Annotated in this window: 14 protein-coding genes; 6 read left to right on the top strand and 8 right to left on the bottom strand. The window is 75.6% G+C overall.

Features of this window, described 5'->3' with window-relative positions:
- Positions 1 to 75 precede the first annotated feature (75 nt).
- A complete protein-coding gene (locus C892_RS0100775; protein ID WP_239647214.1) occupies positions 76 to 816 on the bottom strand; it encodes a sugar isomerase domain-containing protein in 741 nt (246 codons plus the stop codon).
- A 366-nt stretch (positions 817 to 1182) separates the two neighbouring features.
- Here C892_RS0100775 and C892_RS0100770 point away from each other — a divergent pair, with 366 nt between their 5' ends.
- Entirely contained in the window at positions 1183 to 2808 is a 1626-nt protein-coding gene (locus C892_RS0100770; RefSeq protein WP_017555609.1) for a flavin-containing monooxygenase, read from the top strand.
- A gap of 14 nt (positions 2809 to 2822) precedes the next feature.
- On the opposite strand, the gene C892_RS0100765 is transcribed toward C892_RS0100770, so the two are convergent.
- A complete protein-coding gene (locus C892_RS0100765; protein WP_017555608.1) occupies positions 2823 to 3263 on the bottom strand; it encodes a pyridoxamine 5'-phosphate oxidase family protein in 441 nt (146 codons plus the stop codon).
- 145 nt (positions 3264 to 3408) lie between these two features.
- Here C892_RS0100765 and C892_RS0100760 point away from each other — a divergent pair, with 145 nt between their 5' ends.
- Complete coding sequence (locus C892_RS0100760) at positions 3409 to 3636, top strand: hypothetical protein (protein WP_017537367.1); 228 nt, start codon at positions 3409 to 3411, stop codon at positions 3634 to 3636.
- A gap of 57 nt (positions 3637 to 3693) precedes the next feature.
- Positions 3694 to 4650: a nucleoside hydrolase gene (locus C892_RS0100755; RefSeq protein WP_017537366.1), complete on the top strand. Its 957-nt coding sequence runs from the start codon at positions 3694 to 3696 to the stop codon at positions 4648 to 4650.
- Here the strand turns inward: C892_RS0100755 and rpsN are convergent.
- The 3 genes from rpsN to C892_RS0100740 form a co-directional block, all read right to left on the bottom strand.
- The gene (gene rpsN / locus C892_RS0100750; protein ID WP_017555607.1) at positions 4631 to 4936 is read right to left on the bottom strand and encodes a 30S ribosomal protein S14; all 306 of its coding nucleotides are present in this window, start codon (positions 4934 to 4936) and stop codon (positions 4631 to 4633) included. The genes C892_RS0100755 and rpsN overlap by 20 nt on opposite strands.
- A gap of 3 nt (positions 4937 to 4939) precedes the next feature.
- Complete coding sequence (gene rpmB, locus C892_RS0100745; RefSeq protein ID WP_026124051.1) at positions 4940 to 5176, bottom strand: 50S ribosomal protein L28; 237 nt, start codon at positions 5174 to 5176, stop codon at positions 4940 to 4942.
- A 69-nt stretch (positions 5177 to 5245) separates the two neighbouring features.
- Positions 5246 to 6199: a threonine ammonia-lyase gene (locus tag C892_RS0100740; protein ID WP_017555605.1), complete on the bottom strand. Its 954-nt coding sequence runs from the start codon at positions 6197 to 6199 to the stop codon at positions 5246 to 5248.
- Between the two features lie 69 nt (positions 6200 to 6268).
- On the opposite strand from C892_RS0100740, the gene C892_RS0100735 reads away from it, so the two are divergent.
- Together C892_RS0100735 and C892_RS0100730 are read left to right on the top strand one after the other, a co-directional pair.
- The gene (locus C892_RS0100735; RefSeq protein WP_026124049.1) at positions 6269 to 6850 is read left to right on the top strand and encodes a flavin reductase family protein; all 582 of its coding nucleotides are present in this window, start codon (positions 6269 to 6271) and stop codon (positions 6848 to 6850) included.
- A 75-nt stretch (positions 6851 to 6925) separates the two neighbouring features.
- On the top strand, positions 6926 to 8818 hold the full coding sequence (locus tag C892_RS0100730; RefSeq protein WP_017555603.1) for an ABC transporter ATP-binding protein: 1893 nt from the start codon (positions 6926 to 6928) through the stop codon (positions 8816 to 8818).
- A gap of 16 nt (positions 8819 to 8834) precedes the next feature.
- On the opposite strand, the gene amaB is transcribed toward C892_RS0100730, so the two are convergent.
- On the bottom strand, positions 8835 to 10385 hold the full coding sequence (gene amaB, locus C892_RS0100725; RefSeq protein WP_017555602.1) for an L-piperidine-6-carboxylate dehydrogenase: 1551 nt from the start codon (positions 10383 to 10385) through the stop codon (positions 8835 to 8837).
- 192 nt (positions 10386 to 10577) lie between these two features.
- On the opposite strand from amaB, the gene C892_RS0100720 reads away from it, so the two are divergent.
- A complete protein-coding gene (locus C892_RS0100720; protein WP_017555601.1) occupies positions 10578 to 11729 on the top strand; it encodes a PA0049 C-terminal domain-containing protein in 1152 nt (383 codons plus the stop codon).
- Between the two features lie 9 nt (positions 11730 to 11738).
- On the opposite strand, the gene C892_RS0100715 is transcribed toward C892_RS0100720, so the two are convergent.
- Complete coding sequence (locus C892_RS0100715; RefSeq protein WP_017555600.1) at positions 11739 to 12413, bottom strand: response regulator; 675 nt, start codon at positions 12411 to 12413, stop codon at positions 11739 to 11741.
- On the bottom strand, positions 12410 to 13651 hold the full coding sequence (locus C892_RS0100710) for a sensor histidine kinase (RefSeq protein ID WP_017555599.1): 1242 nt from the start codon (positions 13649 to 13651) through the stop codon (positions 12410 to 12412). Before C892_RS0100710 ends, C892_RS0100715 begins: the two co-directional genes overlap by 4 nt.
- Positions 13652 to 13711 lie beyond the last annotated feature (60 nt).

Below are 13711 nucleotides of genomic sequence, written 5' to 3'. Positions count from 1 at the left end.
TGCACGGGGTGACCCCGTGGTCGCCCGCCGTCCCGCCCCCTTTCCCCAGGGGCGGGGCGCCGGGCGGCCGCTCGCTCAGCCCAGTTCGGGGATGCGCGGCGCGTACCGGGAGAAGAAGCGCCGGTTGGCCTCGTCGCCGCCGGGCATGTTGGCCGAGCGCCACAGCGGCGGCTCCAGGCCCTCCTTGCGCACCCGGTCGTGGACCGAGGCCAGCAGCAGGTTCCACAGGTAGGAGTTGACCAGGCTGGACAGCGGCGCGGTCACCGGGTCGGCCCGCGGGTAGGCGGCGTCCCCGGGGTCGACCAGGGTGTCCACCACCAGGTCGGCCTCCTCGGCCAGGGTGCCGCCCGCCCGGCGCGGCGCGGCCGCCGCACAGGAGCGCGAGGTGACCGCCACGACGGGCAGCCCCCGCCCGCGCGCCGCGCGCGCGAGCTCCACCGGGTAGGGGTTGACCCCCGAGGTGGAGAAGACGAACAGGGTGTCGGCGGGGCCCGCCTCGGCGCCCGCGAGCACCTGATCGGCCAGCCCGCTCCTGCGCTCGGCGGCCGTGGCCGCGGCGGCCCCGTGCAGCGGCAGCAGTTCGGGGTGGTAGAGGGGCTTGACCGGCGCCAGGCCCCCGGCGCGGAAGAAGGCCTCGGCCACGGCGATCATCGAGTGCCCGGAGCCGGCCACCATGACCACGCCCCCGCCGCGCACCGCGCGCTCGACCAGGAGGGCGGCCACCTCCTCCAGGACGCCGGCGTTGGCCCGCTGGGCCTCCTCCAGCCGGTCGCGCATGCGGGCCCCGAAGTCCCCGCCGCCGTGGTAGGCGTCCATCGGCTCCTCCTCGGTGTGCACCGTCCAGGGGTCGGAACGCGTCCTCGCCGCCCCTCGCCCTCGGGTCGACCCTAGCGGCTCCTCCCCGCCGGTCCGGCTCGCGCCTCACGGCCCGGCACGCCCCATCTCCTCGGCGACGGTGCGCCGAGCAGACGCTCCACGGCGCCCTCGGGGGCGCGGAAGTGCGCGGGGACGTACACGACCAGCCCTCCATTACTTACTAGTGCAAATTTGTCTCCATCATCGTGCATGTCCGGCGCCGGGGTGCGGCTGCCGGGGGCCGTTGACCCCCGCCGGGCCCCGGCCTACGTTCGGCGCACGCACCCCTCCCCCGGTGCCCGACGCCGTTGCCCCCGGAGGCGCCGCATGCCGTCCGCACCCCGCCCCTCCCCCCACGGCCGGCCGGACGTCCTGGTCGTCGGCGCCGGCTTCGCCGGGCTCTACCTGCTGCACCGCCTGCGCGAGCTCGGAATGCGCGCGCTCGCCCTGGAGGCCGGGGCCGGCATCGGCGGCACCTGGTACTGGAACCGCTACCCGGGCGCCCGGTGCGACGTGGAGAGCATGGACTACTCCTACTCCTTCGACCCGGCGCTGGAGCAGGAGTGGTCCTGGACGCGGCGCTACCCCGGCCAGGCCGAGATCCTGGGCTACATCGAACACGTCGCCGACCGCTTCGACCTGCGGCGCGACGTGCGGACCCGGACCCGCGCGGCCTCCGCCGCCTGGGACGCCTCCGACCGGCTGTGGCGCGTGCGGACCGAGGCCGGGGACACCTGCGCCGCCCCCTACCTGGTCATGGCGACCGGCTGCCTGTCCGTCCCCAAGGCCCCCGGGGTCGAGGGGCTGGAGCGCTTCGGGGGCCGCGTGTTCCACACCGGCCGCTGGCCCCACGAGGAGGTGTCCTTCGCCGGGCGCAGGGTGGCGGTCATCGGCACGGGCTCCTCGGGCATCCAGGCCGTTCCCGTCATCGCCGAGGAGGCCGCCGAGGTCACCGTCTTCCAGCGCACGGCCAACTTCAGCCTCCCCGCCAACGACCGGCCCCTGGCCCCCGGGGAGCAGGAGGCGCTCAAGGCCCGCTACCGCGAGCACCGCGCACAGGCCCGGAGGTCGCCCACCGGCATCCCCGGGCCCCGGGCCGACCGCTCGGCCCTGGAGGTGCCCGAGGCCGAGCGCACCGCCGCCTACCGGCACGCCTGGGAGCACGGCGGGCTCTTCGGGATGCTGCGCTCCTACAGCGACCTGACCACCGACGCCGACGCCAACGCGACCGCGGCGGACTTCATCCGCGCCCGCATCTCCGAGGCGGTCGACGACCCGGCCACGGCCGAGGCGCTGTCCCCGCGCACCCACCCCTTCGGCACCAAGCGCCCCTGCATCGACTCGGGCTACTACACGGCCTTCAACCGGGAGGGGGTGCGCCTGGTGGACCTGCGCGCCGAGCCGCTGGCCGGGGCGGTCCCCGGGGGCGTGGCCACCGCCCGCGGCGAGTACCCGGCCGACGACCTGGTGCTGGCCACCGGCTACGACGCGATGACCGGGGCGCTGACGGCCCTCGACCCGCACGGGCGGGACGGGGTGCCCCTGCGCCGGGCCTGGGCCGAGGGCCCCGCCGCCCACCTGGGGGTGGCGGTGGCCGGGTTCCCCAACCTGTTCACGGTGACGGGGCCGGGGAGCCCGTCGGTGCTCAGCAACATGGTCGTCTCCATCGAGCAGCACGTGGAGTGGATCACCGACCTGATCGCGTGGGCCCGCGACCGGGGGACCGGGGTCGTCGAGGCCGAGCCCGCGGCGCAGCGGTGGTGGACCGACCACGTGCAGGAGGTCGCCGCCGCCACGCTCTTCCCCCGCGCGGACTCCTGGTACACGGGCGCCAACGTCCCCGGCAAGCCCCGCGTCTTCCTGCCCTATCCGGGCGGGGTCGACGTCTACCGGGACGTGCTGGAGGGGGTGGCCTCCTCGGGGTATGAGGGGTTCCGCCTGAGCCGGGCCTGATCCCGGCCCGCGGCTCACATCGCGAACACGCGCTCGGGGGCGATGAGCACCGCGGAGCGCCGCTGCTCCTCCATGGCGCGGCCGTAGGCCTCCCAGTCCTCGTGCTCGCCGCCGGCCGCGCTGAACACCTCGCGCAGGAGCGCGCGCAGGTGCGCGGTGTCGACGCCCTCGTAGGGGTCGTCGTAGCCGATGAGGTCGGCGGCCCCGGCCACGCTCGCCCAGTGCGGGCCCGCCTGGAAGACCAGGGCGGCCTGCGGGCGCTCGCGCAGCAGCCGGAGCTTGAGGGCTCCGGCCGCGCTGGTGAAGGCGGCCGCGGGCTCCCCGGTGACCGGGTGCCGTGTCAGCCCGGCCGCCACCACGCTGGAGTGGACCGAGCCGTCGGCGCGGACGGCGGAGACGACGGCGCGGTGGCCGCCCCGGTCGATGACGGACTGGACCTCGCGCAGATCGGCCATGCCCCGAACCTACGCGGCCGCGGGGGCCGGGGCGAAGATATGACGCGGTTCACTTCCGGAAACGGTGCGAATTTCAGTGAACGGTGATTACGCTCGGAGGTACGGGGCCGACCGCCCCGGCCGTGCCACCCCCGGGAGGTCGAACATGGTCGACATCGCACTGATCACCACCGTCCTGGCCGTCGTCCTGGGCGGGATCGCCCTGGTCGTGCTCGGCGCGATCGGCTACATCGCCAACCAGGCGGTGCAGGACCGCCTGGACGACAGGGCCGGCGTCCCCCGCCCCGGCGCCCCGGCACCGGCGCCGCAGGCGGCCGCCCCCGGCCGGGCCGAGCGCCCGCGGGAGCCCGTCGCCGGGCCGACCGCCGCCTGAGCGCACGGGCGGCACGGGCACACTGGAGCCCCGGACCCCGCTCGGAGGAGGCGCACCGTGCCCGTGCCCGTCGTGATCGACTGCGACCCCGGCGTCGACGACGCCGTCGCCCTGCTGCTCGCCCTGGCCTCGCCGGAGCTGGCCGTGCGCGGCGTGACCGCGGTGGCGGGCAACGCCTCGCTCGACGACGTGGTGCGCAACGCCGGGCACGTGCTGGACCTGGCCGGGGCGCCGGACGCGCTGCCGCTGACGGCGGGGATGGCGGGACCGCTCACCCGGCGCCGCAGGGAGCGCGACGAGGCGATCCACGGCGAGGGAGGCCTGGGCGGGCTCGTCCCGGCCGTCCCGCCCCGGGCGGCGCACCCGGGCCACGCCGTGGACCGGCTCGCCGAGGCCGCGCTCGCCGAGCCCGGCGGGCTGACGCTGGTGGCCCTCGGGCCGCTCACCAATGTCGCCGCCATGCTGGCCCGCTTCCCGGAGGCCGGACGCGCCCTGAAGGAGATCGTCCTCATGGGCGGTGCGGCGTTCACCCAGGGCAACATCACCGCGGCCGCCGAGTACAACTTCCACTGCGACCCCGAGGCCGCGCGCTTCGTGGTGGAGTCGGGGCTGCCGGTCCGGGTCGTCGGGCTGGACGTCACCCGCTCGGCCCTCTTCCCCTTGGACCGGACGGACAGGCTGGCGTCCATGGGAGGCGCCGCAGGGGCCGCGGGCGAGCTGCTGCGCGGTTATGCGATGCGCTACGAGGAGCGCTCGGGGCTGACGGCGGTTCCGGTCCACGACGCGCTCGCGGTCGCGGCGGTCTCCCACCCGGACCTGCTGGAGTGGAGCCGGGGGTGGGCGTCGGTGGAGTGCGCGGGCGAGCTGACCCGCGGCGCCCTCGTCGCCGACGTGCGCACCCCCGGCCGCGAACGCGCGGTGGCGATCGCGACCGGGGTGGACGCCGAGGGCTTCACCTCCCTGCTCTTCGAGCGGCTGTCCGGCTACGCGGACCTCACCAGCTCGACTTGGTGATGCCGGGCAGCTCCCCGCGGTGGGCCATCTCCCGGAAGCGGATCCGGGACAGGCCGACCTTGCGGAGGTAGCCGCGGGGCCGGCCGTCGACCGCGTCGCGGTTGCGCACCCGCGTGCGGCCGGCGTCGCGCGGCTGGCGCGACAGGGCGCGCACGGCCTCGGCGCGCTCCTCGGGCCCCGTGGCGGGGTGGGCGATGATCCGCTTCAGCTCGGCGCGGCGCTCGGCGTACAGCGCCACGACCTCCTTGCGGCGCTCGTTCTTGGCGATCTTGCTCTTCTTGGCCACTGCTCAGACCTTCTCCCCGCGTGCGCGGATCTCGGCGACCACGCGGTCGATGCCCCGGCGCCCGACGACCTTCATCCCCTTGGCGCTCACCCGCAGCCGCACCCAGCGCCCCTCCGAGGCGAGCCAGTAGCGCTTCCTCTGGATGTTGACGCCGAACCGGCGGCGGGTGCGCCGCTGGGAGTGGGAGACGTTGTTGCCGAACGCGGGCCCCTTGCCCGTCACCTGGCACACGCGTGACATGGACAGCACGTCCTCTCGGGTCGTTCCTGACCCGGCCATCCTACACTAGAACGATAACCGTTTTCATTTTCAATCGAGCGCGCGCCGGAGCAGCGCGGGGTCGGTGTTGCCCCCCGAGACGACCGCGACCACCGCCTCCCCCGGGAGGCGCCCGGCCAGGTGCGCCGCGGCGGCGAGCGCCCCGCTGGGCTCGGCCACCACCCGCGCCTCGCGGGCGATCACCCCCATGGCGTGCACGATCTCCTCCTCGGTCACCGTGACGATGCCGTCCAGCCGCTCCCTCATGTGCGCGAAGGTCAGCTCCGAGGGCCCCACCCGGACCCCGTCGGCCACGGTCCGCCCGGTGCGCTCGGGGTCCCAGGCGACCAGGCGCCCCTCCGCCAGCCCCTCGGCCGTCTCGGCGGCCAGCTCCGGTTCGACGCCGACCACCCGCACGTCCGGACGCAGCCCCTTGACCGCCGTCGCCGTCCCCGAGGCCAGCCCGCCCCCGCCCACGGGGACCGCCACCGTGTCCACGCCGGCCAGGTCCTCGACGATCTCCAGCCCGACCGTGCCCTGCCCGGCGATCACGTCCCGGTCGTCGAAGGGCGGCACCAGGACCATGCCGCGGCGCAGGGCGATGTCGCGGGCGGCCTCCGAGCGCCGCGCGGGCGGGACGGGGACGATCTCGGCGCCCAGCCGCCGCATCCCGTCCAGCTTGACCTTCGGGGCGCCTTCGGGGACGACCACGGCGCAGGGCACCTCCTCCGAGCGCGCGGCGAAGGCCAGCGCCTGGCCGTGGTTGCCCGAGGAGTGGGTGACCACCCCGGCCGCCCTGTGCCGCGCGGGCAGCGAGCGGACGGCGTTGACGGCCCCGCGGATCTTGAAGGCCCCGACCGGCTGCAGGTTCTCCGGTTTGAGCCACAGCCGCCCCTCGGCCCAGGGGCACGTGACGAGCGGTGTGCGCACGGCCCTGCGCCGGATGCGCCCGGAGGCGGCCTGCACGTCGGCCAGGGTGATGAGCTCGATGCCACTGCGTTCCATGCCCCTCTTCCTTCCCCGGCGGCCGCCCGCGTCCCCGGCATCGCGGAGGGATCGCGGACAATGGGGGTGATGCGTACCGAGTTCACCGCCGAGGACCTGCCCGGACGGGCCTTCTACCGGATGCTGACGGCCGTGGTCGTCCCGCGCCCGATCGCCTGGGTCGCCAGCGTGTCCGCCCAGGGGCGCGACAACCTCGCCCCGCACTCCTTCTTCACCGTCTCCTGCGCCGACCCGCCGATCGTGCAGTTCACCTCGGTCGGGCGCAAGGACACCCTGCGCAATGTGGAGGAGACCGGAGAGTTCACCGTGAACCTCGCCCCCGAGCCCCTGATGGAGCAGGTCAACGCCACCTCCGCCGCGCTGGAGCGGGGCAGCAGCGAGTTCGACGCGGCCGGCCTGGACCGCGAGCCGTCGGCGGTGGTCAAGGCCCCGCGGGTGGCCGCGAGCCCGGCGGCCCTGGAGTGCCGGCTGCACTCGACGGTGCTGCTGGGCGACTCCACGGTGGTGTTCGGACGGGTCGTGCACGTGGCCGTGGACGCCTCGGTGCTCGACGGCGGCCACCCGCAGGTGGAGCGGCTGCGCCCGCTGTCCCGGCTGGGCCGCGACGAGTGGGGCACCCTCGGCCGGGTCGTGCCGCTGGACCGACCTTGACCTCAAGTTAGCTCAAGGTTCTAGTCTCCTCGGTGTGACGACGCGCCCCGGGCGCCGACCGAGAGGGATCCGGACATGAGCATGGAGATGACCGCGTGGCACTCGCTGTACACGGCGATGCACGCGGAACAGGACAGGCGCCCCTTCTCCAAGGAGGCGATCAGGCGCATCATCGGGTTCGCCCGGCCGCACCGCGCACGCCTGGTCGCCTTCCTGGTGTTCAGCGTCGCGCTCGCGGTGCTGGCCGTGGCGACGCCGGTGCTGGCGGGGCGGGTGGTCAACGCGATCATCGCCGGCGAGGACCTGTCCCTGGTCATGGGCCTGTCCGGACTCATCGCGCTGATCGCCCTGGGCGAGGCGGCGTTCGGGCTGCTGAACCGCTGGCTGTCGGCCGGCCTGGGCGAGGGACTCATCCTGGACCTGCGCACGGCCGTCTACGACCACGTCCAGCGCATGCCGGTCGCCTTCTTCACCCGGACCCGCACCGGCGCACTGGTGAGCAGGCTGAACAACGACGTCATCGGAGCCCAGCGCGCGTTCAGCGACGTCCTGTCCGGCGTCGTCAGCAACCTGGTGACGCTGCTCCTCACACTGGCCGTGATGGTCAGCATCTCCTGGCAGATCACCCTGCTGTCCCTGGTGCTGCTCCCCGTGTTCCTGATCCCGGCCCGGCGGATGGGCTCGCGCCTGGCGCGCCTGGAGCGCGAGTCGGCCAACCACGACGCGGCCATGGGCACCCAGATGACCGAGCGCTTCTCCGCCCCGGGCGCCACCCTGGTCAAGCTGTTCGGCCGCCCTGAGCACGAGTCGGCCGAATTCGCCACGCGCGCGCGGCGCGTGCGCGACATCGGGGTCCGAACGGCCATGGTGCAGGAGGTCTTCTTCACCGCCCTCACCCTCGTCTCGGCCCTGGCTCTGGCCCTGGTCTACGCGCTGGGCGGCTACTACGTCTTCACCGGCGGCCTGGACTCGGGCTCGGTGGTCTCCATGGCCCTGCTGCTCACCCGCCTGTACGCGCCGCTGACCGCCCTGGCGAGCGCCCGTGTGGAGATCATGAGCGCACTGGTCAGCTTCAGCCGCGTCTTCGAGGTCCTCGACCTGGATCCGCTGGTCAAGGAGCGCCCCGACGCGCACCCGCTCCCCCCGGGCCCGGCCGGCGTGGAGTTCGACGGGGTCGAGTTCGGCTACCCCAAGGCCTCCGCGTTCTCCCTGGCGTCCCTGGAGGAGGTGGCCGACCTCGACGACCGCGACGGCGGGCGCGTCCTGCACGGGGTCTCCTTCCGCGCCGCGCCCGGCGAGACCGTGGCCCTGGTGGGCTCCTCAGGCGCGGGCAAGTCCACCATCGCCCAGCTCATCCCGCGCCTGTACGACGTGGACGGCGGCGCGGTCCGCGTCGGCGGGACCGACGTCCGCGCCCTGAGTGCCGCCTCGCTGCGCCGCTCGGTGGGCATGGTCACCCAGGACGGGCACCTCTTCCACGACACCGTGCGCGCCAACCTGCGCCTGGCCGCGCCCGGGGCCGACGATGCCCTGCTGTGGGACGCCCTGCGCCGGGCCCGGCTGGACGGCCTGGTCGCCGGGCTGCCGGACGGGCTGGACACCATCGTCGGCGAGCGGGGCTACCGCTTCTCCGGCGGCGAGCGCCAGCGGCTGACCATCGCCCGGCTGCTGCTCGCCTCCCCGCAGGTGGTGATCCTGGACGAGGCCACCTCCAGCCTGGACGCCACCTCCGAGGCGGCGGTGCAGGAGGCCCTGGCCGAGGCGCTGGACGGGCGCACCGCGGTGGTCATCGCCCACCGGCTGTCCACGGTCCAGGCGGCCGACCGGATCTTGGTGGTCGAGGAGGGGCGCATCGCCGAGCAGGGCACCCACGAGGAGCTGCTGGCCGCCGGCGGGCGCTACAGCGAGCTCCACCGCACCCAGTTCGCGGCCGCCGAGGACACCGCGGCCGAGGCCGGGGCCGTCTGAGGCCCCGGCCCGCCCGTCACAGGAACTCCACGCCCTGGGCCAGCGGCAGGCCGCCGCCGTAGTTCACGGTGTTGGTGGCCCGGCGCATGTAGGCCTTCCAGGAGTCCGAGCCCGACTCGCGGCCGCCGCCGGTCTCCTTCTCCCCGCCGAACGCCCCGCCGATCTCGGCGCCCGAGGTGCCGATGTTGACATTGACGATGCCGCAGTCCGACCCGGCCGCCGAGACGAACCGCTCGGCCTCGGCCTGGTCCCGGGTGAACAGCGCCGAGGACAGGCCCTGCGGCACGCCGTTGTGCAGCTCCACCGCCTCCTCGAAGGTGCGGTAGGTCATCACGTACAGGATCGGGGCGAAGGTCTCCTCCTCCACCACCGGCGTCTGGGCGGGCATGCGCACCAGCGCCGGCTCGACGTAGTAGGCGCCCGGCGCGGCGTCCTCGCCGACCCGGCCGCCCCCGGTGACCACGGTCCCGCCCTCGGCCTCGGCCCGGGCCAGCGCGTCGCGCATGGCGGTGTGGCCGCGCTCGGCGATCAGCGGCCCCACCAGGGTGTCGTCGGCGAACGGGTCGCCGATGCGCTCGCGCAGCTGCCGGTAGGCCCCGGCGAGGCGCTCGGTGACCTCCTCGGCCACGTCCTCGTGCACGATGAGCCGGCGCAGCGAGGTGCAGCGCTGCCCGGCGGTGCCGGCCGCGGCGAAGACGCTGCCCCGCACCACCAGGTCCAGGTCGGCCGAGGGGGCGACCACCGCGGCGTTGTTTCCGCCCAGCTCCAGTAGGCAGCGGCCCAGCCGGGCCGCGACCCGCGGCCCCACCGCGCGGCCCATGGCCACCGACCCGGTGGCCGAGACCAGCGCCACCCGCGGGTCGTCCACCAGCTGCTCGCCGACCTCGCGCGCGCCCAGCACCACCCGGTGCAGGCCCTCGGGGGCGCCGGTGTCGGCGGCGGCCCGCCGCAGCAGGGCGTCGCACGCCAGCGCGGTCAGCGGGGTCAGCTCCGAGGGCTTCCACACCACGGTGTTGCCGCAGACCAGGGCGATGGCGGTGTTCCACGACCACACCGCCACCGGGAAGTTGAAGGCGGTGACCACGCCGACCACGCCCAGCGGGTGCCAGGTCTCCATCAGCCGGTGGCCGGGCCGCTCGGAGGGCATGGTGCGCCCGTAGAGCTGGCGGGACAGGCCCACCGCGAAGTCGCAGACGTCGATCATCTCCTGCACCTCGCCGGCCGCCTCGGAGCGGATCTTGCCCGCCTCGATGGAGACCAGGTCGGCCAGGTCCTGCTTGTGCTCGCGGAGCAGCTCGCCCAGGCGCCGCACCAGCTGCCCGCGGACGGGCGCGGGGGTGTCCCGCCAGTCGCGGCGGAAGGCGTCGTGGGCGGCGGTGACGGCCTGCTCGGTGGTCTTGGCGGTGCCGAAGTCCACCCGGAACAGCTCGCCGCCGGTGATGGGGGTGCGCGCCGCGCCGGGGGCGCCCCCGTCCTCGGGCAGGTGGGCCACGCCGCAGCGCTCCAGGGCGGTGTGGGCGCGTTCGACGAGGTCGGCCGTGTCGGGGAGGGTGAGGGAAAGCGGCATTCGTGTTCTCTCTCCATCGAGAGCCGTGGGGTCCGGTCGGCGACAGCGTGACAGCTGCCACAGGCGGGGTCTACCCCGAACGGCGGCGGGCCTCACCCGCCCCGCCGGAGCGCCCGCGGCGAGGGGGCCGGTGTCGCTGCGGGCATGTAGACTCACGCCCCGTTCCGACAGCCGACCCGCGAGCCTGGAGCCATGGACGCCACCCGCACCACCGCCGAGGAGGACCGCGCCCGGCTGGAGGCGCCGCGGCAGCTGCTGCGCCGCTCCGGGTTCGCCCCGGCGGCCCCGCTGTTCACCGCCGACCTGGCGGGGGCGTCCGACCCCGAGGAGGCCGCGCGGATCGTCACCTCGCACGGGCACCGGCTCTGGTCGGAGGCGGCCCGCACCGCCGAGGCCGGCGACGACCGTCCGCTGTACTGGGCCCGGCTGACGCTCGCCGCCATCCTGCGCACCTGGGAGCCCTCCTTCGCCCTGGACCCCGGGGGCCGCGCGGCGCTGCTGCGCCGCCTGGAGTACGCCTCGCGCGGCCACGACGACCTGGTGTTCGCCCCCGACGACCGGCAGCTGCGGGTGATCGTCACCGGCTTCGACCCGTTCGGGCTGGAGGAGGACGTGCGCCGGTCCAACCCCTCGGGCGCGGCGGCGCTGGCCCTGCACGGCACCTCGTTCGAGGCGGGCGGGCACACCGCGGTGGTGCGCGCGGCGGTCTTCCCGGTGCGCTGGCGGGACTTCTCCGAGGGCATGGCCGAGAAGACGCTGATGCCGCACCACGGGGCGACCGCCGCCCCGGCCGACGCGGTGGTCACCGTCAGCCGGGGCCGCGCGGACCGGTTCGACCTGGAGGTCTACAACGCCGCCTGGCGGGGCGGGCGGCCCGACAACGAGGACCGCGCCGAGCACGGCCCGGTCCCGCTGCCCGCGGATCCGGGGCTTCCCGAGCCGCCGCCGCAGTGGTGCTCCTCCACCCTGCCCCGCCGGGCGATCATCGAGCAGGCGGCGGGCCGCTTCCCCGTCGTGGACAACACCGAGGTCACCGAGATCCCCGCCGGTGGGACCGAGCCGGTCGTGCGCCCAGACGGCCCGACCGAGGGGTCCCGAGCGCGCGCGGGCGGCGGCGGGAACTACCTGTCCAATGAGATCGCCTACCGCAACACCCTGATGCGCGACGCCGCGGGCCGCGGGATCCCCGCAGGGCACGTGCACACGCCGATGCTGGAGCTGCGGACCGACGACCCCGAGGCGGTCACCGGCCCCGAGTTCGAGCGCGACCGCGCCGACATCACCGAGCAGCTCAGGGCGATCGTGATGGCCGCGGTCAGGGCGCGCGCCGAGGCGCCCGGATAGGGCCCGCCCTCAGCCCGCCTCCCCGTCCATCAGGCCGCTGCGGTAGGCCCAGGCCGCGATCTCCACCCGGTTGCGGGCGTGCAGCTTGGCCTGCACGCTCGCCAGGTGCGTCTTGACCGTGCTCAGGGACACGAAGAGCCGCTCGGCCGCCTCGGTGTTGGTCAGCCCCTCGGCGACCGCCCGCACCGTGTCCACCTCCCGGTCGGTCAGGCCGCTGCGGCGCGCCTCCTCCTCGGGGCGCCGGGGCGGACGGGACGGGCGGGCGAAGTGCTTGAGCAGGCGCACGGTGATGTTGGGCGAGACCAGGGCGTCCCCGCGGGCGGCGGCGCGCACCGCCTCGATCAGCAGCGCCGGGCCCGCGTCCTTCAGCAGGAAGCCCACCGCCCCGCCCTCCAGCGCCGCGTGCACGTAGTCGTCCAGGTCGAAGGTGGTCACCACCACGACCTTGACCGGGTCGGCCACCCCCGGACCGGCCAGCCGACGGGTCGCCTCCAGCCCGTCCACGCCGGGCATGCGGATGTCCATCAGCACCACGTCCGGCCGCAGCTCGGCGGCCAGGCGCAGGGCCTGCAGGCCGTCCCCGGCCTCCCCGGCGACCTCGATGCCCTCCTCGGCCTCCAGCATGTACCGGAAGCCGGTGCGCACCATCGCCTGGTCGTCGGCGAGCAGCACCCGGATCGTCACCGTCCCCGTCCCTCCCCGTCCCCGGCCGCGGGCAGCCCGGCCTCGACCCGCCAGCCCGGCCCGTCGGCGGCCGGGCCCGCGGAGAAGGAGCCGCCCAGCAGCTTGGCCCGCTCGGCCATGCCGATCAGACCGTATCCGGAGGCGGCGGGGTGCGCCGAACCGCCGCTCCGCCCGTCGTCGCCGACCCGCAGCCGCGCCCCGGCCCCGTCGGCCTCCAGCTCCACCCGCACCAGCGTGGCGCCGCGGGCGTGGCGCAGGGCGTTGGTGACCGCCTCCTGGGCCATGCGCAGGACGGCCGCGGCGGTCTCCTCCGGCAGCGCCGCGGGGTCCCCGGCCACGGACACCTCCACCCGGGGCCGGCCCACGTCCGCGGGCTCCTCCAGGGCGCGCAGCGCGGACGCCAGGTCGTGCGGCTCCAGCGGGGCCGCCTCCCCCTCCTCCCGCAGGGCGCCGACCATGCGCCGCATCGCGGTCAGCGCGGCCGCCCCGGCGTCCTCGATCCCGGGCAGCGCCGCGGCGACCAGGGCGGGGTCGCGGTCGGCCACGTGACGCAGCGCCTGGACCTGCACCACCATGCCGCTGACCTGGTGGGCGACCACGTCGTGCAGGTCGCGGGCCAGGGACAGGCGCTCCTCGCGCCGGGCCTCCTCCACCCGCCAGGTGCGCTCGCGCTCGCGCCAGCGCAGCACCAGCCCCGGCAGGAAGGCCAGCCCGGTCAGGAACAGCATCCAGCCCAGCTGGTCCAGCCCCCACCCGGGGCTGCGCAGCGTCTGGGAGAGCACGGCCAGCGAGGTCAGGGCCGCCATCGCGCCCACGGCCCGGCGGGGACCGTGCCAGGCGACGAGGTTGGCGGCGAAGAAGACGCCGAAGACCTCGGTCAGGTCCATGGTGTAGCCGAACAGGCCGGGCTCGGCGGGCCAGAGCACCAGCGAGACCGCCAGCACGGCGGTCGGGGCGAGGGGACCGACCAGGGCGATGCGGCGCGGGGGCGCGCCCGGCGGGGAGATCGCCACGGCGGCGGCGGAGGCCGCCAGGCCGCCGACGGTGGGCAGCCAGTCCCGCCAGGAGGGGTCGGGCCCTCCCCAGTCGGCCCCGGTCGGGCGGGTCAGCAGCTCCACCAGGTCGCTGGCCAGGGCCAGCACCAGGACGCCGGCGATGGCCAGGACCAGCGGCAGGCCGCTGCGGGCGAGGTCGTCCAGGGCCGACGCGACGCGGCCCGCTCCCCTTCTCGATGCCATGGGGTCAGATTAGGCAGGGGAAAAGCCGACCGCCTCGGCCGTTCGGCCGAGGCGGTCGGT

The organism is Nocardiopsis baichengensis YIM 90130, assembly GCF_000341205.1.
Taxonomy (GTDB): domain Bacteria; phylum Actinomycetota; class Actinomycetes; order Streptosporangiales; family Streptosporangiaceae; genus Nocardiopsis_A; species Nocardiopsis_A halophila.
This window is presented reverse-complemented; position numbering and strand designations above follow the sequence as displayed.